This window comes from Pseudotabrizicola alkalilacus, from assembly GCF_003443995.1.
Classification (GTDB): domain Bacteria; phylum Pseudomonadota; class Alphaproteobacteria; order Rhodobacterales; family Rhodobacteraceae; genus Pseudotabrizicola; species Pseudotabrizicola alkalilacus.
Genome location: NZ_QWEY01000003.1, coordinates 215,361 through 236,025 on the forward strand (window position 1 = coordinate 215,361; position 20,665 = coordinate 236,025).

24 protein-coding genes and 3 tRNA genes are annotated in these 20,665 nt (G+C 64.0%); 11 read left to right on the plus strand and 16 right to left on the minus strand.

Annotation, left to right across the window (positions count from 1 at the left end; translation table 11 throughout):
- Positions 1–27: 27 nt before the first annotated feature.
- From D1012_RS07770 to fabD, 4 genes are all read right to left on the minus strand, one after another.
- On the minus strand, positions 28–480 hold the full coding sequence (locus D1012_RS07770) for a GNAT family N-acetyltransferase (RefSeq protein WP_118151170.1): 453 nt from the start codon (positions 478–480) through the stop codon (positions 28–30).
- A 224-nt stretch (positions 481–704) separates the two neighbouring features.
- Entirely contained in the window at positions 705–938 is a 234-nt protein-coding gene (locus D1012_RS07775; RefSeq protein WP_013067402.1) for an acyl carrier protein, read from the minus strand.
- 183 nt (positions 939–1,121) lie between these two features.
- A complete protein-coding gene (fabG, locus tag D1012_RS07780; protein ID WP_118150813.1) occupies positions 1,122–1,859 on the minus strand; it encodes a 3-oxoacyl-[acyl-carrier-protein] reductase in 738 nt (245 codons plus the stop codon).
- 87 nt (positions 1,860–1,946) lie between these two features.
- A complete protein-coding gene (gene fabD / locus D1012_RS07785) occupies positions 1,947–2,876 on the minus strand; it encodes an ACP S-malonyltransferase (RefSeq protein WP_118150815.1) in 930 nt (309 codons plus the stop codon).
- Positions 2,877–3,041: 165 nt separating this feature from the next.
- Here fabD and D1012_RS07790 point away from each other — a divergent pair, with 165 nt between their 5' ends.
- On the plus strand, positions 3,042–4,232 hold the full coding sequence (locus tag D1012_RS07790; RefSeq protein WP_118151171.1) for a cytochrome b/b6 domain-containing protein: 1,191 nt from the start codon (positions 3,042–3,044) through the stop codon (positions 4,230–4,232).
- A gap of 70 nt (positions 4,233–4,302) precedes the next feature.
- On the opposite strand, the gene D1012_RS07795 is transcribed toward D1012_RS07790, so the two are convergent.
- Positions 4,303–4,878 carry a YceI family protein gene (locus tag D1012_RS07795; protein WP_118151172.1) on the minus strand — a complete coding sequence of 192 codons (576 nt, stop codon included), beginning with the start codon at positions 4,876–4,878 and terminating at the stop codon, positions 4,303–4,305.
- A 290-nt stretch (positions 4,879–5,168) separates the two neighbouring features.
- Between D1012_RS07795 and rpsF the strand changes: the two genes are divergently transcribed.
- From rpsF to D1012_RS07815, 4 genes are all read left to right on the plus strand, one after another.
- Positions 5,169–5,645, plus strand: coding sequence for a 30S ribosomal protein S6 (rpsF, locus tag D1012_RS07800; protein ID WP_118150818.1), 477 nt, complete (start codon positions 5,169–5,171; stop codon positions 5,643–5,645).
- Between the two features lie 29 nt (positions 5,646–5,674).
- Complete coding sequence (gene rpsR / locus D1012_RS07805; RefSeq protein ID WP_100198517.1) at positions 5,675–5,902, plus strand: 30S ribosomal protein S18; 228 nt, start codon at positions 5,675–5,677, stop codon at positions 5,900–5,902.
- Between the two features lie 13 nt (positions 5,903–5,915).
- Positions 5,916–6,485: a 50S ribosomal protein L9 gene (gene rplI, locus D1012_RS07810; RefSeq protein WP_118150820.1), complete on the plus strand. Its 570-nt coding sequence runs from the start codon at positions 5,916–5,918 to the stop codon at positions 6,483–6,485.
- A gap of 139 nt (positions 6,486–6,624) precedes the next feature.
- Positions 6,625–6,909 (plus strand): hypothetical protein, encoded by a 285-nt coding sequence (locus D1012_RS07815; RefSeq protein ID WP_118150822.1) that lies wholly within the window; start codon positions 6,625–6,627, stop codon positions 6,907–6,909.
- Between the two features lie 17 nt (positions 6,910–6,926).
- On the opposite strand, the gene D1012_RS22635 is transcribed toward D1012_RS07815, so the two are convergent.
- On the minus strand, positions 6,927–7,079 hold the full coding sequence (locus D1012_RS22635; protein WP_158569264.1) for a hypothetical protein: 153 nt from the start codon (positions 7,077–7,079) through the stop codon (positions 6,927–6,929).
- A 149-nt stretch (positions 7,080–7,228) separates the two neighbouring features.
- Between D1012_RS22635 and D1012_RS07820 the strand changes: the two genes are divergently transcribed.
- Positions 7,229–7,807, plus strand: a complete 579-nt coding sequence (locus D1012_RS07820) for a CHAP domain-containing protein (RefSeq protein WP_233517046.1) — start codon at positions 7,229–7,231, stop codon at positions 7,805–7,807.
- Between the two features lie 45 nt (positions 7,808–7,852).
- Here the strand turns inward: D1012_RS07820 and D1012_RS07825 are convergent, their stop codons facing one another.
- From D1012_RS07825 to D1012_RS07840, 4 genes are all read right to left on the minus strand, one after another.
- Positions 7,853–8,599: a hypothetical protein gene (locus D1012_RS07825; protein WP_118150824.1), complete on the minus strand. Its 747-nt coding sequence runs from the start codon at positions 8,597–8,599 to the stop codon at positions 7,853–7,855.
- A gap of 101 nt (positions 8,600–8,700) precedes the next feature.
- Positions 8,701–9,078, minus strand: a complete 378-nt coding sequence (locus D1012_RS07830; protein ID WP_118151174.1) for a hypothetical protein — start codon at positions 9,076–9,078, stop codon at positions 8,701–8,703.
- Between the two features lie 191 nt (positions 9,079–9,269).
- Positions 9,270–10,604 carry a trigger factor gene (gene tig, locus D1012_RS07835; protein ID WP_118150826.1) on the minus strand — a complete coding sequence of 445 codons (1,335 nt, stop codon included), beginning with the start codon at positions 10,602–10,604 and terminating at the stop codon, positions 9,270–9,272.
- Between the two features lie 162 nt (positions 10,605–10,766).
- Positions 10,767–10,851, minus strand: a tRNA-Leu gene (locus tag D1012_RS07840).
- 240 nt (positions 10,852–11,091) lie between these two features.
- Here D1012_RS07840 and D1012_RS07845 point away from each other — a divergent pair.
- Positions 11,092–11,565 (plus strand): Hint domain-containing protein, encoded by a 474-nt coding sequence (locus tag D1012_RS07845; RefSeq protein WP_158569266.1) that lies wholly within the window; start codon positions 11,092–11,094, stop codon positions 11,563–11,565.
- Between the two features lie 54 nt (positions 11,566–11,619).
- Here the strand turns inward: D1012_RS07845 and D1012_RS07850 are convergent, their stop codons facing one another.
- Entirely contained in the window at positions 11,620–13,317 is a 1,698-nt protein-coding gene (locus tag D1012_RS07850) for an NAD(P)H-hydrate epimerase (protein WP_233517047.1), read from the minus strand.
- A 181-nt stretch (positions 13,318–13,498) separates the two neighbouring features.
- Between D1012_RS07850 and D1012_RS07855 the strand changes: the two genes are divergently transcribed.
- Both D1012_RS07855 and glnA read left to right on the plus strand, forming a co-directional pair.
- On the plus strand, positions 13,499–13,837 hold the full coding sequence (locus D1012_RS07855; RefSeq protein ID WP_100197995.1) for a P-II family nitrogen regulator: 339 nt from the start codon (positions 13,499–13,501) through the stop codon (positions 13,835–13,837).
- 66 nt (positions 13,838–13,903) lie between these two features.
- Positions 13,904–15,313, plus strand: coding sequence for a type I glutamate--ammonia ligase (gene glnA, locus D1012_RS07860; RefSeq protein ID WP_118151176.1), 1,410 nt, complete (start codon positions 13,904–13,906; stop codon positions 15,311–15,313).
- An 89-nt stretch (positions 15,314–15,402) separates the two neighbouring features.
- On the opposite strand, the gene D1012_RS07865 is transcribed toward glnA, so the two are convergent.
- The 5 genes from D1012_RS07865 to D1012_RS07885 all read right to left on the minus strand — a co-directional run bounded on the left by D1012_RS07865 (position 15,403) and on the right by D1012_RS07885 (position 19,117).
- Entirely contained in the window at positions 15,403–16,194 is a 792-nt protein-coding gene (locus tag D1012_RS07865; RefSeq protein ID WP_118150831.1) for a heme-dependent oxidative N-demethylase family protein, read from the minus strand.
- Between the two features lie 186 nt (positions 16,195–16,380).
- Positions 16,381–16,457, minus strand: a tRNA-Asp gene (locus tag D1012_RS07870).
- Positions 16,458–16,697: 240 nt separating this feature from the next.
- Positions 16,698–16,774 (minus strand) — tRNA-Asp (locus D1012_RS07875).
- Positions 16,775–16,884: 110 nt separating this feature from the next.
- Positions 16,885–17,823 (minus strand): pirin family protein, encoded by a 939-nt coding sequence (locus D1012_RS07880; protein ID WP_118150833.1) that lies wholly within the window; start codon positions 17,821–17,823, stop codon positions 16,885–16,887.
- A gap of 85 nt (positions 17,824–17,908) precedes the next feature.
- Positions 17,909–19,117, minus strand: a complete 1,209-nt coding sequence (locus D1012_RS07885) for an amidohydrolase (RefSeq protein WP_354002030.1) — start codon at positions 19,115–19,117, stop codon at positions 17,909–17,911.
- A gap of 63 nt (positions 19,118–19,180) precedes the next feature.
- On the opposite strand from D1012_RS07885, the gene surE reads away from it, so the two are divergent.
- Entirely contained in the window at positions 19,181–19,966 is a 786-nt protein-coding gene (gene surE / locus D1012_RS07890) for a 5'/3'-nucleotidase SurE (protein ID WP_118150835.1), read from the plus strand.
- Positions 19,966–20,625, plus strand: coding sequence for a protein-L-isoaspartate(D-aspartate) O-methyltransferase (locus D1012_RS07895; protein ID WP_118151178.1), 660 nt, complete (start codon positions 19,966–19,968; stop codon positions 20,623–20,625). The genes surE and D1012_RS07895 overlap by 1 nt, the downstream gene beginning before the upstream one ends.
- Positions 20,626–20,665: the final 40 nt, after the last annotated feature.

Below are 20,665 nucleotides of genomic sequence, written 5' to 3' on the forward strand. Positions count from 1 at the left end.
ACGGCCCGCGCAAGGCCGGTCACAGACTCAGCGCTTCAACTCCAACAGCGCGTTCTCAAACGGCAGGCCATTGTCATCGACCGCCCGACGCGAGACCTCGCGAAACCCCAGCCCCGCGTAAAACCGCATCGCCTGGGTGTTGCGGGTATAAACCTCCAGCGACAACGCGCCCCTAAGGTCCAGCGCATGGGCGATCAACCGGCGGCCGATTCCCCGCCCCTTCTGGTCCGGGGCCACAAAGATGCCACCGATGAAACTGTCCAGCAGGCTGACAAAGCCCACCGGCACACCGCCCGCCTCCGCCACCCAGGTCTCTGCCATCGGCAGATAGGTCTCTTCAATCAGCCGCTGCTGCGCATGCAGCAAACCCGCGCCCAGAAAGCCATGCGCCGCAAGCGACGCCTCAAGCCAAAGCGCTGACAAGGGCTGAACATCCGTCGCCGCATCAAACGGCCGGATCGTGACAGGTTGGTTCTGCATGAAAACCTCCACAGAACAAGAATATGCAAAAAGGACCGGCACCACCATGTGCCGGGCGAACCCGCTGCCTGCGGTCCCGTCTGATCCTCTGCGCATCATTCTCCTTCTGCGTCCGGCCCCTAGGTTAAAACCGCTGCGCTGCCCCGTCAACCACGCGGCCCGGAAACGAAAAAGGCACCCGCAAAGGGGTGCCCGTTCCGTAACCAGAAAGCGTAATCCGCAGATCAGGCCGCTTCGGTGATGAACTTCACAGCATCGCCAAAGGTCTGGATGGTCTCGGCGGCGTCATCGGGAATCTCGATCCCGAACTCTTCCTCAAACGCCATGACCAGTTCGACAGTGTCGAGCGAGTCCGCGCCCAGATCGTCGATGAAAGAGGCGGTCTCGGTGACCTTGTCCTCTTCGACGCCCAGATGCTCAACGACGATCTTCTTCACGCGGTCAGCGATGTCGCTCATGTCACTTCCTCTTATATCCAGCGGGAGGGCTTCCCGTCTCTTGTCTTTGCCCCTCTCGGGGCGATTCCATCGCAACGGCGACGACACCGGAGTAAACCGGCGATTTCCAGCGCGCCTATAGCAAGGGCAGCACGCTTAGGCAAACGCTTTCACAAAGCCGTGGCCCGGCCTTTGCTGATGCGCCTATATCATGGCCATCCCGCCATTCACATGCAAGGTGGCGCCGGTGACATATCCGGCCTCGGCGGAGGCCAGATACAGCACCGCCGCCGCGATTTCCTGTGGCGAGCCCATGCGCCCTGCCGGCACCGACCCCAGAATCGCGCCGCGCTGCGCCTCGTTCAGCTTCTCGGTCATTGCGGTCTCGATGAAACCGGGGGCCACGCAGTTCACCGTGATGCCCCGGCTGGCCACTTCCGCCGCCAGCGATTTCGACATCCCTACCATGCCCGCCTTTGACGCGGCATAATTCGCCTGCCCGCCATTGCCGGTGGTGCCGACGACCGAACTGATGTTCACAATCCGCCCCCAGCGCGCTTTCATCATGCCGCGCACCGCCGCGCGGCACAGCCGGAAGGTCGCGGTCAGGTTGACATCAATCACCGATTGCCAGTCGTCATCCGACATCCGCATCATCAAGCCGTCCTTGGTGATCCCGGCATTGTTGACCAGCACATCGACCGATCCCATCGCCTCGGCCGCGCGTTTCACCAGCCCCTCGACCTCGGCTGCGTCCGACAGGTTGCAGGCCAGCACATGCGCCCGCTCCCCCAACTCCGCCGCCAGCGCCTCAAGCGGTGCGACCCGCGTGCCCGACAGCGCCACCGTGGCCCCCGCGCCGTGCAAAACCCGCGCAATCTCTGCGCCAATCCCGCCCGAAGCACCCGTTACCAGTGCCGTCTTCCCGGTCAGATCAAACATGACCCTACCCCCTCATTTTCTGTCTAAAAATATCCTCGGGGGGTCCGGGGGGCAGACAGCCCCCCGGGATCAGCCCGAGGCGAGCCCTTACCCTTTCAGCGCCAGCACATCCGCCGGCGTTCCCACAGCCCGCGTCTGCGCCCCCGGCACGATCCGCTTGATCATACCAGACAAAGCCTTGCCCGCGCCAATCTCCCAGTATTCCGTCACCCCGGCCCGCTCCATCCACAGCATGCTCTCGCGCCAGCGCACCGATCCGGTGACCTGCGCCACCAACAGATCGCGGAACCGGTCCGGCTCTTCCACCGCTTCGGCCCGCACATTCACCACCACCGGGCAGACGGGCTTCGAGATCACCACGGCGGCAAAGGCCTCGGTCATCACATGCGCCGCCGGTGCCATCAGCGCGCAATGAAAAGGGGCCGACACCGGCAGCGGCAGCGCGCGTTTGGCGCCCCGCTCTTTCGCCAGCACCATCGCGCGTTCCACCGCAGCCTTATGGCCCGAAATCACCACCTGCGCCGGGTCATTGTCATTGGCGGCCTGACAGACCTCATCCCCCGCCGCCTCAGCGGCGATATGCACCACGGTCTCGAAATCGAGGCCCAGAATCGCCGCCATCGCGCCCACGCCCACCGGCACCGCCTCTTGCATCGCAGCGCCCCGGATGCGCAGCAGCCGCGCGGTATCCGACAGGGTCAGCGCCCCCGCCGCACACAGCGCCGAATATTCGCCCAACGAATGCCCGGCCACAAAATCGGCGTTTTCCATGCCAAAGCCTTCGGCCTCCATCGCGCGCAAAGCCGCGATCGAGGTGGCCATCAGCGCCGGTTGCGCATTCTGCGTCAGGGTCAGTTCGGCAATGTCGCCCTCCCAGATCAGCGCCGAAAGCGCCTCCCCCAAGGCTTCATCCACCTCTTCGAACACGGCGCGAGCCGCCGGATAAGCGTCGGCCAAGGCCTTGCCCATGCCGATGGTTTGGGCCCCCTGACCCGGAAATACGAATGCGCGGCCCATAGTGCCTCCCGTCTGATGTCTGTCTCTGGATACCGCGCCGCAGCCGCCAGTGCAATCGCGCCAGCGTCACCGCAGCCGCCCTTGCACATCCCCTGTGCAGCGGCACAGACTGCGCATCGGGCGCAAAACCGCTACCTTGACGCCAAAATCAAACCGGAGTTCCCGATGTCCGCCCGAAATTCGCACCGCTCTTACGGCAGGGTCGCCCGGCTGTTTCACTGGGCCACCGCCGCCCTGATCCTCACCGCGATCCCGCTGGGGCTGATCGCCAACCGCCTGCCCTATGACACCGCCGAGGCCCTCGCGCTCAAGGCGCAGGTGTTTTCCCTGCACAAGACGCTGGGCGTCATCGTGTTCTTTGTGGCCCTTGGCCGCATCCTCTGGACGCTGGTTGAGACCCATCCCGCGCCGCTGCATCCCGAACGGCGGCTGGAGCTCTGGCTCGCCCGGCTGGTCCACTGGATGCTCTATATCTCTCTCGTCGCGGTGCCGCTCACCGGCTGGGTGCATCACGCCGCCGTCACCGGCTTTGCGCCGATCTGGTGGCCTTTCGGTCAGGGCCTGCCGTTCGTGCCGCAATCGGAGTCGGTGGCGCAGGCCGCAGGCGCTGCGCATTGGGTGTTCACCAAGCTGATGATCGCCTCGATCCTGCTGCACATTGCGGGCGCGCTCAAACACCATGTCATCGACCGCGACGACACCCTGCGCCGGATGACTCGCGGCATCAACGCGCCTGCCACCCCGATCCCGGTGCGCCGCTCTACCCTGCCCCTGTTTGCCGCCCTTGTGCTCTTTGGCATTGGCGCGGGCGTCGCGGCCATGCCCCGTGGCGAGCCGGTCACACAAGCCATCACCGCGCCGCAAACCCCCGCTGCCGGCAACTGGCAGGTGACCGAGGGCACGCTTGGCTTTGGCGTCACGCAGATGGGCCAGTCCGTCACCGGCAGCTTTGCCACCTGGACCGCCGACATCACCTTTGACGAGGCCGCGACCAATGGAACCCATGGCAGTGTCACCGTCACCATCGACACCGGGTCTCTGACCCTCGGCTCGGTCACCACACAGGCCAAATCCGCTGATTTCTTTGACACCGGCACCTATCCGCAGGCTATCTTCACCGCCGACATCCTGCCCGCAGCATCGGGTTATGAGGCCAATGGCACCCTGACCCTGCGCGGCACCACCGTGCCGGTCACCCTGCCCTTTGCCCTGACCATCACCGGCGACACCGCGTTGATGACCGGGCAGACCAGCCTCGACCGCCGCGATTTCGGCATGGGGGCCAGCTACAGCGATGAAGCGTCTGTGGGCTTTGGCGTCACCGTCGATGTGGCCCTCACCGCCACCCGCCAGTAATCAGGCACCAACCCAAAAGAAAGGCCGCCGGATCGCTCCGGCGGCCTTTCCTGTCTACAGTGTAGAAAGCTTATTCAGCCTTCATCGCCTCGACCGAGATCTCGACCTGCACTTCATCGCTGATGAACGGCGCGAATGCACCCAGGTTGAACTCCGACCGCAGCAGCGTTGTGGTGGCAGAGAACCCGGCCCAGGGCTTGTTCTCCATCGGGTGATCGCCGACCTGGTTCAGCACCGCATCCAGCACCACTGGCTTGGTCACGTCGTTCAGGGTCAGATCGCCGGTGATCTTCGCGGTGGTCTCGCCGGTCACTTCAATGCCGGTCGAGGTAAAGGTCACCATCTCGTCATCGGCAGCATCAAAGAAATCCGGCGACATGAAATGCTCGAACCGGGCTTCCCAGCCGGTCAGCATCGACTTGACCGGAAACGCCACCGTCACCGACGAGTCAGCCGGATTGGCCTGATCAAACATAATCTCGCCGTCAAAGCCCGAAAACATGCCGTAGCCGGTGGAATAGCCAAGGTGGTTGTAGCTGAACACGATCTGGGCATGGCTCGCATCCAGCGTGTACTTCTCGGCTTCGGCAAAGGCGGGGGCTGCGGCAAGCGCTGCGATCAGGGCAACGGGGGCAAAACGGGTCATGAAAATCTCTCCGGGCTGGCGGGCCACCACGGCCCACATATGGCACCGACCCTGCCCCGGATGCTGCACCTGCACAATTCGCCGCCCGCGAACAAAACCTGCGCGCAGGCGCACATAACAGCTGCGTGTGGCGCACCAAACAGCGCACAGCGCTTGCATCCTCAAAAGCGATCTGTATAAGGCCCCATCCTTTCCGCATTCCTCTTAATGGCGATGCCTCTCGTGACCCGGCCGCGGAAGGGCCAAATGCCGCTGGTCTTTGAAGCCGCCCGAGACGAAAAGGACGATACATGCCTTTGTATGAGCATGTCTTTATTGCGCGTCAGGATCTTTCCAACACGCAGGCTGAAGGCCTTGTCGAACATTTCACCGCAGTTCTTTCCGATAATGGCGGCAAAGTCGTCGAGTCGGAATACTGGGGCGTCAAGACGATGGCCTACAAGATCAACAAGAACCGCAAGGGCCATTACGCCTTTCTGAAATCGGATGCGCCTCCGGCCGCCGTGCAGGAAATGGAACGTCTGATGCGCCTGCATGATGACGTGATGCGCGTGCTGACCATCAAGGTCGATGCGCACGGCGAAGGCCCGTCGGTGCAGATGCAAAAGCGTGATGACCGTGACGGTGACCGTGGCGAACGCCGCGAACGTCCGGCCTTTGGTGGCGGCGACCGTCCTGACCGGGGTGGTTTCGGTGGCGATCGTGGTGGTGAGCGCAGCGGTGGCTTCGGTGGCGACCGCGGTGCAGACCGCGGCCCGCGTCGTTGATCCAGAGTCTCAGGAAAGGACCATAAACCATGGCGAACAAACCATTTTTCCGCCGCCGCAAGGTTTGCCCCTTCTCGGGCGACAATGCACCGGCGATCGACTACAAAGACACCCGTCTGCTGCAGCGCTACATCTCCGAACGTGGCAAGATCGTGCCGTCGCGCATCACCGCCGTTTCGGCCATCAAGCAGCGTGAGCTGGCCCGCGCGATCAAGCGCGCCCGCTTCCTCGCCCTGCTGCCCTATGCTGTGAAATAAGGAGCACCCGAACATGCAAGTGATCCTTCTTCAACGCGTGGCCAAACTTGGCCAGATGGGCGAAGTCGTCAACGTCAAGGACGGCTATGCCCGCAACTTCCTGCTGCCGCAGGGCAAGGCGCTGCGCGCCAATGATGGCAACATCAAATCCTTCGAGGCCAAAAAGGCCCAGCTGGAAGCGCAGAACCTGGAAACCAAAAAAGAGGCCGAATCCGTCGCGGCCAAGCTGGATGGTCAGACCTTCATCATCATCCGTTCGGCCTCCGATTCGGGCGCGCTTTACGGTTCCGTCACCACCCGTGACGCCGCCGAAGTGGCAACCGCCGGCGGCTTCACCGTCGAACGGGGTCAGGTCGTGCTGGACAAGCCGATCAAAGACCTTGGCATCCACTCGGTTTCGGTGGTTCTGCACCCCGAAGTGTCCGTGCGGATCAACCTGAACGTGGCTCGCTCGGCAGAAGAAGCCGAACTGCAAGCCTCGGGCAAGTCGATCCAGGATCTGGCTGCCGAAGCCGAAGCGGCTGCCGATTTCGAGATCGCCGAACTGTTCGACGATCTGGGCGGCGCTGCACAAGAAGACTAAGGTCCGGCCTCACCGCCAGACCAAAGGCCGCGCAGATCGCTCTGCGCGGCCTTTTCCATGACATCGCCCAAGCAGCGCCAGACCCGTGCCACAGTCCAGCGCCAGAATGGCCCCGTCTCTTCCAGAAGGAAAAGCAGCCATGCGCCTGTTCCTGTTCTTTTCCGGCCTCACCCTGCTCAGCCTTGCGGTCATTCTCGGCACCGCCCGGATGCAGCACAGTGTTGACCCCCTAGCGTCTGCCGCGACGCAGGATGCGGCCCCCCGCCTCATCATCCGCAACATGCAACAGACCCGCGCACAGGCCCCCGGATCCGAGCGTCCCACGGCGGGCGACACCCTGACGAAACCAACGCTGCTGATCACCCTGACCCGGGGCAGCCAGCCCAAAGGCGCGCGCTTCGTCAGGCCCCCGGCCGCTGACTGACGCCGCCTTCCGCCGCCTCAGCGGCAGTCCCCGCCTGCGCCACCGCGCACCGCCCGCCCTCTCATCTTGGCAAAAATACTCATCGCGCCCGTCCGCAGCTCGCCCGGCACCGGCCAGATCGCCACACCGCGCAGATCAGCGGCGCCAAAGGCCCCCAGCGAGCGCCGCAATTTCCCGCCAAACCATTGGGTTCCCTCGAATAATCCACCTGATCACGCAACCGGCAAGTTTCCGCCACCGCCAATCACAGCGTCTTTCACTCGCTGAAACATGCTTTACAAGTCGTGAAAACATTACCTGGGGACGGCACATCTTGATCTTGTCACAGCGCTTGAGCGGCATCGCCCGCCTTACCCTTTTGTGTGCCAGCCTTGCCTTGCTGACCGCTTGCGGCGACACCATCTCCAAATCCTCGATGAGCGCGCCCGCCCCCTCCTCCTTCAACCCGGTGCTGCAAGCCAAGGCCATCGCCGAGGCCAAGGACAAGCAGGCGCGCGGCATCCGGGTCTGGTGTGTACCCTTTGCCCGCACCGCCTCTGGCATCGACCTGCGCGGCAACGCGGGCACCTGGTGGAACGCGGCCAAGGGCGTCTACTACCGTGGCAAAGCCCCGGAAGAAGGCGCGGTCATGGTCTTTGCCCCGCATTCCAGCAGCCGTCTGGGCCATGTCGCCGTGGTGTCCGAGGTGGTGTCAGAGCGCAAGGTGCTGATCGACCACGCCAACTGGCAGCGCAGCAAGATCTCGCTGAAAATGCCGGTGATCGACGTGTCGGCGAACAACGACTGGTCCCGGGTTCAGGTCGAAGGTACCCCCGGCGTTATGGGCAATGCCCGCCCGATGCACGGCTTTGTCTATCCGCGCAAGATCGGCGCCGCCAGCGACGCCGCGCAAAGCTGACCACAGGCTAACCCAAACGGGTCAGCCAAAGCCGACCCAAACGGGTCAGCCCAGATCGCCGAACCGTACCCGCAGGGCCGCGACATGCGCGCGCAGCGCAGGCACCCGGTCCCAGTGCCACAGCAGATCGCCCCAGCTGAGCGGCACGAACACCACATCATCCCCGGCCACGGTTTTCCCGAACCGGGCAATCTCCTCCCGGTGCCTGGCCTGAAGCGCCCGGTCCACCGGCTTGCCGGATGCCCACTGCTCCGGCTCGGCATAGAGATAGACCAGCACCGCCCCCAGCGCCCGCTTTTGCGCCCGCGTGCGGATGCCATAGGAGTGCTTGACCAGCTGCGCCGCGTCCAACACCCGGAAGTCCGCAGTCCCCGCAATCAGCTCCAGCGCCAGCGCGGTATAGCGCGCCATGTTCGGACCCCAGACCGGCCGGTCATAGACATCGGCAAAGCCGGTCTGCTTGGCCGGGCGAAATGGCTCATAGCGCCGAGCTGCCACGCCGACCAGCGTGGTATGGGTCACGATGCCCACATCCAGCCACGGGTGCCGCCCGCCCGACCAGGGAAAGCGCATCTCCACCGCCAGATCCACCGCCTCCACCGCGCCCGCAGGCACACCGGGCAACGGCGGCAGCGCCGCCGGCCGGTCCAGAAACCAGCCAAAGGCATTGGCGACCAAAGCCGCAGACGACTCCGCCGAGTCAAACTTGCCCGACCGCAGCTCATTGCCGGGCATGCGCGACACAGCCTCGACAATGCGGGCTTCGGGCAGGTCGGGCAGGAAATTCGGCATGATAACGACCCCTCAAAAATCAGCTGAGCGGCGTCTTACCACGTCACTGCGCAACAGGCCATTGACCCGGATCGGAAAAGACGGGCGCGGGGGTGTTGCCTTTACTTCACCGTCACCGTGACACAGCCCGAAAGCGACTGGCCCTTGACCGTCTTGGCCGTGCTGCGGGTGCAGAACTTGTCCTTGCCCTTGAACCCGGCCTTGGGGGTATAGACCATCCCCTTGGCCGATACCCCCACCGTTCCCGATTTCGGCGCGGTGGTCAGCTTGACCTCGGTGGCCAGAACCCGCTCTGCACCGCTGCCAAAGCCGGTGAATCCCATCACGCAGGCCTTGTCTGCCGCCCGCATCTCAAACGCCCCGTTGCCCTTGCCGCTGGCCCAGCCCCGGCCAAAGCCGCCGTCACAGGCGGCAAAGGCCGCACCGGCGGAAAAGGTCAAGCTGGCAAGAAGGACAATCGCTGTGGTTCCAATCTTCATCTGCACGCTCCAACATGTCGCATTAAATTCAATCGCCATGCCCAAAAAATGCCGGGCATCACCCGCAAAGGGTGCCACAGCTTTGCCAAACGGCAAACCCTTTCTGTCCGCACCGCCGCACGACATGAAAAAGGCCCACACCAAAAGGTGCGGGCCTGATTTTTCGCAGAAAAATCGTAAAAGGCAGGCGCTCAGATTTCGTCCAGCGCGTCGATTGCTTTTTGCAGATCGTCCTTGTTGACCTCTTTCTCGGTCACAGTGGCCTGCGCCACGATGTGATCGACAACCTTGTCCTCGAACAGCGGCGCGCGCAGCTGCTGTTGCATCTGCGGGTTCTTCTGCACGAATTCAAAGAACTGACGCTCCTGCCCCGGATACTGACGGGCGGCGTTCAGCACCGCCTGGGTCATTTCGGCGTCGGTCACGGTGATCTCGGCCTTGCGACCGATTTCAGCCAAGAGCAGGCCCAGACGCACCCGGCGCTCGGCCAGCGACTTGTGCTCGTCGGTCGGCTCAACGGCGTCGTGGTTGTGGCCCTGCACGTCCGGGTTTTCTTCATGCCACAGCTGATGCGCGATCTGGTTCGCCTCGGCCTCGACCAGTGCGGCCGGCAGGTCGAACTTCACCAGACCGTCCAGCTGATCCAGCAGCGCGCGCTTCATAATCGCCTTGCTGGCGCCCTGATATTCCACGCCCAGACGTTCAGCGATCTGCCCTTTCAGACCGGCCAGATCTTTTGCGCCGTATTTCTTGGCCAGCTCGTCATCCAGCTCTGCGGCTTTCGGCTCTTTGACTGCTTTCACAGTGCATTCAAACACCGCCGCCTTGCCTGCCAGATGTGCCGCACCGTATTCGGCCGGGAAAGTCACATCGACCTTCAGCTCGTCACCGACCTTGGCCCCGACCAGTTGCGCCTCAAACCCCGGAATGAACGAGTTCGAGCCCAGCACCAGCGGATAATCCTCTGCCGTGCCGCCCTCGAAATAGTCGCCGTCAACCGAGCCTTTGAAGTCGATGGTGATCTGATCGCCATCCTTGGCTTTCGCGCCCTTCTTGCGGTCGTCAAACGACTGTGCGGTGGCGGCCAGGTTTTTCAGCGCTTCCTCAACCGAGGCGTCGTCGGCTTTGACGATCAGACGCTCCAGCGTGATCTTGGTCGCATCCAGCTCCGGAATCGGCGGCAGGCAGTCATAGGTCATCTCGACCACAACATCGCGGCCCTCAGCCCATTCGTCGCCACCCTGCATCTTCACTTCGGGCTGCAGTGCCGGACGGTCACCGGTCGCGTCAAAATGGCCCTTCATCGCGCCATCAATCGCATCCTGCATCGCATCGCCCAGAAGACGCGGGCCGAACTGCTTGCGCAGGATTGCCATCGGCACCTTGCCCTTGCGAAAGCCCTTCATCTCGATCTCGGGCTGCGCCTCGACCAGCTTTTCCTGAACCTTGGCTTCCAGTTCGGCAGCGGTCACGGTGATGGTGTAGCCGCGCTTCAGCCCTTCGTTCAGGGTCTCGGTGACTTGCATATTTTCCCCATATCGGTTGGGCCGCCAGAACAGGCGGCAGTCAAACTTTCCCGCCTCCCTTAGTAATCCGCAGGGCGGCATGCAAGCAGGAAAGCCGCAACGACGCCCGAATCTCGGGCATTTCAGGCAAAAACCGCGCATGGCATGAAGAGAAGGCAGTGTTGGTGCGGGTGGAGGGACTTGAACCCCCACGCCTTGCGGCGCCAGAACCTAAATCTGGTGCGTCTGCCAATTTCGCCACACCCGCATCCGCGCCGGGCCAGCCCGCCGCGCGCCGCCCTTCTAGCAAAGCCCCCCGCGACTGGCGAGAGCAAAAACACCACGCGACTGGCGAGAGCAAAAACGCGACGCAGCAATGGCATTCACGCCACGCCGACGCAGATTTGCCGCGCGCTCGCAAAGGAAAACCTCGCCACAGCCGCGTTCCTGCCATAGTCTCGGTCAAAAAAACATGAGGCAGATGAAAATGTTGGCACTGGAGACGATCTTGGCTGATCTCAAACACGGCACCACCGCCGGCCCGGTTGCAGCGGGGACCACGATGCCGCTGTGTGGCATCATGTCCGGCACCCCGATCCTGACCCTGTCCGGCATAATCCCGGTCGAATTCATCGCCCCCGGTGACAAGGTCATCACCCGGTCCGGCGCACGCACCGTCACCGCTGTTGACATTGCCATCGTGCAAAACGCCCGCGTGATCCGCATCTCCGAAGGTGTGCTGGGCAAAGACCGGCCCGAGGCTGATCTGCACGTCGCCCCGCGCCAGCCCTTGCTGATCCGCGACTGGCGGGCCAAGGCGCTTGCCGGTCTGATCCGCGCTGTGATGCCCGCCGAACGTCTGGTCGATGGCGATTACATCCGCCCGGAAACGCTGGCCGAGGCCCGCATCGTCACCCTGCGCTTTGCCGAGCCGCAGGTGATCTTTGCCGCCGGTCTGGAACTGGGCTGCGAAGCAGGCTGACCGGCCCTGCACTCCACAACAGGCCGCCTCCGGGCGGCCTTTCTCATGTCTCCGCTACAGCCCCAACGCGCGGAACACCTTTGGCAATTCCTCCGGCAGATCCTCTGCAATCAGGCCGGGCCCAAAACTCCGCGCACACTCCACATGCAGCCAGGCCCCGGTGCAAGCGGCATCAAACGCCTCAAATCCGCGCGCCAGCAGCCCGCAGATGACCCCCGCCAGCACATCGCCCGCCCCCGCCGTCGCCAGCCAGGGCGCGGCACGGTCATAGACCGCCGCATTGACCGCGCAGCGCCCGTCCGGCGCCGCAATCACCGTATCCGGCCCTTTGAGCAGCACCACACACCCCGCCCGCGCCGCCGCTGCGCGTGCGGCATCCACCCTGGAATAGGCCGGGCCCGTGGTCGCAGGTGCCGCCAGCTTCGCTGCAATGTCGGGGAAAAGCCGCGCAAACTCACCCGCATGCGGGGTCAGCACACAAGCCGCGTGCAGCGCACCAAACAGCGCCACATCGCCCGCGATCAGCGTCAGCGCATCGGCATCCAGCACCACCCGACGCGCCCCCCACCCCTGACCCCTCCCCACGAGGGGGAGGGGAAGCCCATCACCGTCAAGCGCACCACCCTGTCCCGATCGCCTCCCCTCCCCCTCGTGGGGAGGGGCCGGGGGTGGGGGGCGCGCAGCGGAAACACCAAGCGCCACCCCCACCAACCCCGCCGCCCGCGCATCAAGCCCCAGCCCCGGCCCCAGACACAGCGCATTGATCCGCCCATCCTCCAACACCGCCGCCAACCCGTCACCATCCGCCACCTCGCGCAGCATCACCGCATCAAGCCGCCCCGCATGCTCCGCCACCGCCTCCGCCGGGCACCCCACCGTCACCACCCCCGCCCCGATCCGCAGCGCCCCCCGCGCCGCCAACCGCGCCGCGCCACCGCGTCCCGCCGGGCCGGAAAGGATCAGCGCGTGGCCGTGGGAATACTTATGGCCGCTGTGCTTGCGCAGGCTCTCAAGCCGTGGCGTGACAAGACCGACCCGGCCACCAGCCGGTCCCGCCCCCGGCAGGCCAATATCCTTCACCACCAGCTTGCCCACCAGCTCGGGGCCATCCTCAAGAAAGTGCCCGATCTTCGCCCGGTGAAAGGTCACGGTCAGATCAGCCCGGAAATGCGCCAGCTTTGCGACCTCTGCGACAATCACCTTGCCACTGTCGGCACAAAGCCCGGTCGGCACATCGACAGCAACCAGATGTTCCGCCGACCGGAATGACCGCTCAACGGGCCAGATCGCCGTCCTTATATGCACAAGCACTTGTGCGGCGTCCCCGTCTGCGGGCCGGGCAAATCCGGTGCCGAACAGGGCATCAACGATCAGATCGGCGTGAACAGAGTGCAGCCGTGGAAAGCTCTCACTCTCCAGCGCGGTCACCACTCCCATCCCGCACCAACGCTCATAATTCACCCGCGCATCCGGCGGCAGCCTCTCTGCATCGCCGTACAGAAACACCTCCACCGCCCAGCCCCGCTCGCGCAACAGCCGCGCCACCACGAACCCGTCGCCGCCATTGTTCCCCGGCCCGCACAGCACCACCGCCCGGTGCGAGGTTGCGCGCAGCTCCGGCCATTCCTCAAACACCGCCTCCACCACGCCCCGCCCCGCGCGCTCCATCAGCTCCAGCCCGGTGACCGCGCCGCTGGCAATCGCGGCGGCCTCAATGGCGCGCATTTGGGCAGATGTCAGAAGTTCCGTCACAATCCCGCCCAATCCGTTCTCAAACCGCCCACAAAATCACCTCATCGCATATTTTTTAATCACAACCAGCAAATTCCCACCTGACCTGCCGTCGCTTAAACCTTAGTCAATTGTCCCCGCCCGCAGGAAATGGTCAGACAGCAACAGACAGATAAAAATCAAGGTGCGGGGGAGTCGGCCCATGAAGAAGATTGAGGCAATCATCAAGCCTTTCAAACTCGATGAGGTCAAGGAAGCCCTGCAAGAAGCGGGCATTCAGGGCCTGTCGGTCACCGAAGTCAAAGGCTTTGGCCGTCAGAAAGGCCATACCGAGCTCTACCGTGGCGCTGAATATGTGGTGGATTTCCTGCCCAAGGTGAAAATCGAGGTCATCCTCACCGATGATATGGTCGATCAGGCGGTCGCTGCGATCATCGCCGCCGCCCGCACCGACAAGATCGGCGATGGCAAGATCTTTGTCAGCTCCGTCGAACAGGCGATCCGCATCCGCACCGGGGAAACCGGCGACGACGCCGTCTGATCCCTGACCCCAACATCAGGCCCGCTTGGCCTGCACTGTAACACCCAAAAACCGAAAGGCAGCATGATGAGCGCGATCAAGAAAGCTCTGAAACTGATGAAGGATGAAGAGGTCGAATATGTCGACATCCGCTTCACCGACGTCAAGGGCAAGCTCCAGCACGTGACGCTGGTGAACGATCTGGTTGACGAAGACTTCTTTGAAGAAGGCTTCATGTTCGACGGATCGTCCATCGCCGGCTGGAAATCCATCGACCAGTCCGACATGAAACTGATCCCCGATGCGACCTCGGTCTATATCGACCCGTTTTATGCCGAAAAAACCATGTGCGTGCATTGCACCGTGGTCGAACCCGACACCGGCGAATCCTACTCGCGCGACCCGCGCGGTACCGCGCTGAAGGCCGAAGCCTATCTGAAATCGAGCGGAATCGGCGACGCGTTCTATTGCGGCCCCGAGGCGGAATTCTTCCTGTTCGACGACGTGCGCTACTGCGTCACGCCGCAGAAAGTGTCGTTCCAGATTGATGCCGAAGCGGCAGCCTGGAACACCGACACCGAGATGGAAGGCGGCAACCTCGCCCACCGCGCGGCCCACAAGGGCGGCTACTTCCCGGTCAACCCGATTGACGAAGCCCAGGACATCCGCGGCGAGATGCTCTCGACCATGAAGCGCATGGGCATCAAGGTTGACAAGCACCACCACGAGGTCGCGACCTGCCAGCACGAACTCGGCATGATCTTCGGTGGTCTGACCGAACAGGCCGACAACATCCAGAAATACAAATACGTCATCCACAACGTCGCGGCAGCTTACGGCAAGACCGTGACCTTCATGCCGAAACCGATGAAGGGTGACAACGGCTCGGGCATGCACGTGAACATGTCGATCTGGAAAGACGGCAAGCCGCTGTTCGCAGGCGACAAATATGCCGACCTGTCGCAAGAGGCGCTGTATTTCATCGGCGGCATCCTGAAACACGCCAAGGCGCTCAACGCCCTGACCAACCCGTCGACCAACAGCTACAAGCGTCTGATCCCGGGGTTTGAGGCACCGGTTCTGCGCGCGTATTCCGCCCGCAACCGCTCGGGCTGCGTTCGTATTCCGTGGACGGAATCGCCGAAAGCCAAACGTGTTGAGGCCCGCTTCCCCGATCCGGCAGCGAACCCGTACCTCGCCTTTGCAGCCCTGCTGATGGCTGGCCTTGACGGCATCAACAACAAGATTGATCCCGGCCCGGCCTCCGACAAAGACCTGTACGATCTGCCGCCCGAAGAACTGGCAGCGATCCCCACCGTCTGCGGCTCGCTCCGTGAGGCGCTGGAAGAGCTGGAAAAAGACATGGACTTCCTGATCGTTGGGGACGTGTTCACCAAAGACCAGCTCGAAGGTTACATGGCGCTGAAATGGGAAGAGGTTTATGCCTACGAGCATACCCCGCACCCGATCGAATACGCGATGTACTATTCCTGCTGATCGCAGCGACATCATTAGAAAAGGCCGCCCCTCGGGGCGGCCTTTTTCATGTCGGACAAGGGGTTGCAGCGTGAAGCTGATGCAGCACCTTAAAGCGCGCGGTGAATCGGAAACGCCTCCAGCGCCGCCGCCTGCTCGGCGCTCAGATCCCCCAGCCGCACCCGGTAGGTGTGGATCGAAAACAGCACCGCGCGGCTGACCGGCAGCCGGATCAGGCATTGCCGTTCCGACCGGATAAAGGGCATCGCGCCCTGCGCCACGGTGTCTTTTGGCGCATCCTCGCGCAGCGGATTGAACAGCGGCGCGCGTGAATGGTGCGCGTTGGCCCGCCACAGCGGCGTCTCCACCCGCACCGCATCCATCAACCGCTGCACCCTGCGGCCCAGATCCTCGGTATAGGCCGCCACCGGACTGTGCATCCGCATCAGCGGCCGCCCCAGCTTTTCCGAAAGCGTCCAGCCCGCCGGAAAGCACAGGACCGCTGCCGACAACTGGTGCTGCCCCGCGCCATCCTCCTGCATCAGGCACAGATCCTCCTGCACCAGCCGCCCCAAAGTCTGCAACGGGCGAGATGGGTCCAGCGCCACCGTCACCCCGTCCGGGCGCGTGACCGCATTGCCATTGCGCACAAAGCCCGCAGGCAGGCGCGCCAGAACAAATTCATACAATTCTTCAATGGCCTGCGCGGCAAGGCTCATCTGCCCCACCACCTCCGCTTCGCGCTCTGCGAGCAGGGAATCGCGCAGCGCCATCTGCCCGGCAAAGGCATCATCCACCTGCAACCAGTCCGCCATAGCCAGCGGCAGAATCCCCGGCAACCGCCGCGTGCGCGCATCAGCCCAGGGCGCAAACGGCAAAAAGGATTGCAGAACTTCGTCCATTCCCGATTCCTTCCAGACCGCACCAAACCGCCCCCAGAATGAACAATCCAACGTCCCTGCAGGGCGCCTCCCTCCCCCCTCGTGGGGTCGGGGCATGCCCCCGACGGTTGGGGTGGGGGGGCGCTACAGAAAAAACGTCCGCGCCCAACAGGTGCAGACGTTATCTGACGACGAATAAAAGGAAAGTGGCGCGGTTGACGGGGCTCGAACCCGCGACCCCCGGCGTGACAGGCCGGTACTCTAACCAACTGAGCTACAACCGCGCGATGGAGGGGGAATATAGCCGCAGGCGGGGGGCGTCAAGCGGGAAAGTGCGGCGAAAGTCACCTGCGCGTCAAAACAAAAAGCCAGAGCCAAGGGCCAAGGTCAAAGTCTTAACAAACCCCTAATCCCGCAGGACCAACCCTTTGATTCGCAATGATTCCTGATCCTGTAACACAGCGGGAACTGCCCCCGGAAAACCAAAAGGCCCCTGCTGACGCAGGGGCCTTTTAAGGCAGGAATGGCGCGGTTGACGGGGCTCGAACCCGCGACCCCCGGCGTGACAGGCCGGTACTCTAACCAACTGAGCTACAACCGCACATTCCGTCCGGCCCGTGGTTTCCCGCGCGCCGTAGGGGGGCTTTTAGGGGCATGCGCGGGGGGCGTCAAGCGGGACCGGAGCGAAAGTCGCGCTTTTTTCGCCCCCCCTCAATGGGCCGGCGCGGGGATGAATTCTCCGGCATCATCGGGCGGCAGCCGGAACCGCCCATGCGCCCAATCCCCCGCCCGCCACGCCTCACGCGCGGCATCAATGCGGTCCTTGGACGAGGCCACAAAATTCCACCAGATATGGCGGGGGCCGTCCATCGTGGCGCCCCCCAGCAGCATCACCCGCGCGCCCTGATCCCCCGTCTTTACCGACACCTTGTCGCCGGGCCGGAACACCAGCATGCGCCCGGTCTCGAATGTCTGGCCACCCACGCTGACCTCACCCGACAGGATATAGACCCCGCGATCCTCGTGATTATCGGGCAGCGGAATCGCGGCACCGGGGGCCAGACGGGCATCGGCATAGAACACCTCGATCCCGGTCGGCACCGGCGCGGTCTCCCCATAGGCTGTGCCAAGGATCAGTCGCACCTGCTTGCCCTCGCCCTCCAGCTCCGGCAGGTCCGACTGGGCAGCGTGAACAAAGGCGGCAGGGTCATCCTCCATCGCTTTTGGCAGCGCCAGCCAAGTCTGCAGGCCGAACAGATCGTGCGGCGTGTTGCGGATCTCTCCGTCCTGCCGTTCCGAATGGGTGATCCCCTGCCCCGCCAGCATCCAGTTCACCGCGCCGGGTTCGATCCAGGCATTGGTGCCCAGGCTGTCGCGGTGGTGCAGCTTGCCGCGCAAGAGATAGGTGACCGTGCCCAGCCCGATATGCGGATGCGGGCGCACGTCGATGCCTTTGCCGGTCAGAAACTCGGCCGGGCCCATCTGGTCGAAAAAGATGAACGGCCCGACCATCTGCCGCGCCGCCGAGGGCAGCGCGCGGCGCACCTCGAACCCGCCCAGATCACGGGCGCGGGGCACAATCACGGTTTCAATCGAATCCACGGCGTCGCCGATCGGGATCGAGGGGTCAAGCACGGGGTTCCAGCTCATGATGTTCTCCTTTGTCTTAAGGTAGAACCGAAACGGCGTTGCGTCTTCGCCTATGCCCGCGCGGGACTTGTGCGGAAAAGCACGACTACCCCAGAATCTGGCGTAAAACGGCTCTGAATGCAGAAACGCCGGGAGAGATCAGCACGTCGGGAAAATCGTAGCGCGGATCATGCAGGGCGGGGCTGTCCTCGCCCGCGCCCAACAGAAACATGGCCGCGCGGGTACCGTTGCCCGCGAACCGGCCAAAGTCTTCCGAGGCGCGCATCGGGCCATCGGTCGGGCCAAAGGGGATGGCGGCGGCGGTAAGGGCCGCCTCGATCTGCGCGGTGGCCTGCGGGTCATTGTGGCAGGCGGCAAAATCATCGTGCCAGGTGATCTGCAACCCCAACCCGTGCCGCGCCGCCGCCTGTTCCGCCAGATCCTGCGCCTGTGCTTTCAGAGCGACCATATCGGCATCGGACAGGCTGCGCAGGGTAAGCCACAGCTCGCCCTCACCCGGCGCGATGCCAAAGGTCGGCGCACCAAGTCGGGCGTGGGTCAGCGTCACCAGCCGGAAACCGGGGTCCAGCGCCCCGCCGGGGCCAAGCGCGCGCAGGGCCGGGATCAGCTCGAACATCGCCGCATCCGGCGACAGGCCGGTACCGGGCGTGGCGGCATGGGCGGTGCGGCCCGAAAACCGCAGACGCATCCCGCAAGACGCGCAGTTCATCGGGCCTGCCGAAACCTGCACGCCCCACAGCGGCAGGCCCGGCATATTGTGCAGCGCAAAGGCCCAGTCGGGGCGCAAGGCGGCAAAGGCGGGGTCCGCCAGCACCGCAGCCGCGCCCGAGCCATCCTCTTCGGCGGGCTGGAACATCAGCACCGCGCGGCCGCGTGCCGGCCTGTCGCGCGACAGCACCCGGCCAACGCCCAGCACAATCGCCATATGCCCGTCATGGCCGCACAGATGCGCCACGCCCTCCACCTCTGACCGATGCGCCGGCCCGGGGCGTTCGGGGATCGGCAGCGCGTCCAGTTCGGCGCGGATCATCACCGTCGGACCGGGGGCTGCGCCAGAAAACACCGCCGCCACCCCATGCCCGCCCAGACCCGTCACGATCTGATCGGGGCCAAGGGCGGCCAGCGCCGCCTGCACCCGCTGCGCCGTCTGCGCTTCATCGCCCGACACCTCGGGCTGGCGGTGCAGAGCGTGGCGGAACCGGGTCAGAGCAGAGATGTCTTGCGGGGTCAGAGTCATGACAATTGCCTTTGCTTTGTGGCCAGACGACAGCGCCACGGCGGCGAAGTCAAGCAAAGCTGGCTCTTGTGCTTGCCGGTTGGGCGGGTGTCGTCTAAGCAGGGGGAAAGGACGGATTTCATGCGCATTCTGATCACAAATGACGACGGTATCAACGCTCCGGGGCTGGAGGTTCTGACCGCCATCGCCCATGAGATCGCCGGACCCGAGGGCGAGGTCTGGACCGTGGCCCCGGCGTTCGAGCAGTCGGGCGTGGGTCATTGCATCAGCTATTCGCACCCGATGATGATCGCGCGCCTGTCGGATCGCCGCTATGCGGCAGAGGGCAGCCCGGCCGATTGTGTGTTGGCGGCGATTTATGATGTGCTGGACGGGGCCAAGCCCGATCTGGTGCTGTCCGGCGTCAACCGGGGCAACAACGCGGCGGAAAACACGCTCTATTCCGGCACCATCGGTGGCGCGATGGAGGCGGCGTTGCAGGGCATCCCTTCGGTTGCGCTGTCGCAATACATGGGGCGCGGCACCGACGATCTGGACACGCCGTTCGAAGCGGCGGTGGTGCATGGCGCGGCCGTGGTGCGCAGGCTGCTGGAAAAGGGCATCTGGACGCAGGACGATTACCGCGTGTTCTACAATGTGAACTTTCCGCCCGTCGCCGCCGACAAGGTGCTGGGCACCAAGGTCGCCGCCATCGGCTTTCGCCGCGACACCTCGTTTTCCTGCGAGCCGCAGATTTCGCCCACCGGGCGGCGCTATCTGTGGATCAAGGGCGGGCCGCAGCACACGCCAACCCTGCCCGGCACCGATGCCGCGGTGAACCTCGAAGGCTGGATCTCTGTCACGCCGATGCGCGCCGATCTGACCGCGCATGACCTGCTGGCGCGGCTGGAGGCGCAACTGGCATGATGGGACAAGGCGGCCCGGATGAATCGGACGCCGAACGCAAGATGCGCTTTTTGTTTGGACTGCGATCAAGAGGGGTGACCGAGGCCCGGGTGCTGACCGCGATGGAGCGGGTGGACCGGGGTCTGTTTGTGCGCGGCCATTTCGCCGACCGCGCCTATGATGACATGCCGCTGCCGATTGCCTGCGGCCAGACCATCAGCCAGCCCTCGGTTGTCGGGCTGATGACACAGGCGCTGAATGTGCAGCCGCGCGATACCGTGCTGGAGATCGGTACCGGCTCGGGCTATCAGGCCGCGATCCTGTCGCATCTGGCGCGGCGGATCTATACGGTGGACCGCCACAGGCGGCTGGTGCGCGAGGCGCAGGGCGTGTTTCAGGCGCTCGGGCTGGTCAATATCACCGCCTTTACCGCCGATGGCAGCCATGGCCTGCCCGATCAGGCCCCGTTTGACCGCATCATCGTGACCGCCGCCGCCGAAGACCCGCCCGGCCCCCTCTTGGCGCAACTCAAAGTTGGGGGTATCATGGTGCTGCCGGTGGGACAGTCCGATACCGTGCAAAGCCTGATCAAGGTGACCCGTGGCCAGAGCGGCTATGACTATGAAGAACTGCGCCCGGTGCGTTTCGTGCCGCTGATCGAAGGTCTGGGCGCAGAGTAAGGTAACGAGGCGGCCCGATGCGGGGCTTGCGATCAAATGG